This is a genomic window from Vibrio sp. 10N.222.48.A3 (assembly GCF_041475345.1).
GTDB lineage: Bacteria > Pseudomonadota > Gammaproteobacteria > Enterobacterales > Vibrionaceae > Vibrio > Vibrio tasmaniensis_A.
The window spans coordinates 1-705 of record NZ_JBFRVX010001607.1 but is presented as its reverse complement, the minus strand read 5'-3'; the positions used below and the strand labels follow the sequence as shown (position 1 = coordinate 705).

Annotated in this window: 2 protein-coding genes; both read right to left on the bottom strand. The window is 41.4% G+C overall.

Annotation, left to right across the window (positions count from 1 at the left end; all coding sequences use genetic code 11):
• Positions 1–88 precede the first annotated feature (88 nt).
• Positions 89–475 (bottom strand): envelope stress response membrane protein PspC, encoded by a 387-nt coding sequence (gene pspC, locus AB4653_RS28000; protein WP_032499058.1) that lies wholly within the window; start codon positions 473–475, stop codon positions 89–91.
• Entirely contained in the window at positions 468–701 is a 234-nt protein-coding gene (gene pspB / locus AB4653_RS27995) for an envelope stress response membrane protein PspB (RefSeq protein ID WP_009848775.1), read from the bottom strand. Before pspB ends, pspC begins: the two co-directional genes overlap by 8 nt.
• Positions 702–705: the final 4 nt, after the last annotated feature.

The window sequence follows — 705 nt, the reverse complement described above, 5'->3', positions numbered from 1 at the left end:
GATTTATTTAGACAAAATTATTAATAAAAAATAACGGCTTGGGATAAATTTTCCTAAACCGTTATCTAATCTTTTTGAGGCTTGACCACTACATGTTCTTAAATGCACGGTCGACTTTAAAAGTGTCCGAAGTCACATAAGCTTCCATATTGCGTACACTGGTCTCTAACGTCTGGAAATCACCCTCTAAAGTGCCCAACAAAGACTCTGCTGTTTGCCCTTTTTCCCAGGGTTTTTGCTTGAGTGTGTGCTCTTGTTTGGCTTTCATCTGATCGACATATTGAGGTGGTTGTTTTTCAAGCATAAATGTCAAAGCTAAATACGCTAATAACACCAAAAAGCTACCACCTAGCAGTGCGGCTGAGATCACTAAGATACGAACCAACCAAACTTCAAGGCCAAAATAGTTCGCTAATCCGGCACACACGCCAGACAATTTACCGTTAATCGGATCGCGATACAGTTCTCTACTCATAGTTTCGTCTCCAGTTAGGTGACTCCGCATCCAGTATTTTTTCTAACGTTTTCACTCGGTCTTGCATCGACTCAGCTTGCTCAGAAAGCTTATGCAGACGCTGAAGATCCGTTTCTGAAAGACCATTGCTGGATTTCTTCTTGCTGCGGTAGTGTAAGAATAACCATAGCGGTGCCACGAAGATCAAAAAGACAATCAGTGGACCTGCAATTAGAAATGTTGACATAGAC

Excerpts from the sequence above, each read along its gene's own strand:
- pspB (WP_009848775.1), bottom strand. The coding sequence starts at position 701 with ATGTCAACATTTCTAATTGCAGGTCCACTGATTGTCTTTTTGATCTTC.
- pspC (WP_032499058.1), bottom strand. The coding sequence starts at position 475 with ATGAGTAGAGAACTGTATCGCGATCCGATTAACGGTAAATTGTCTGGC.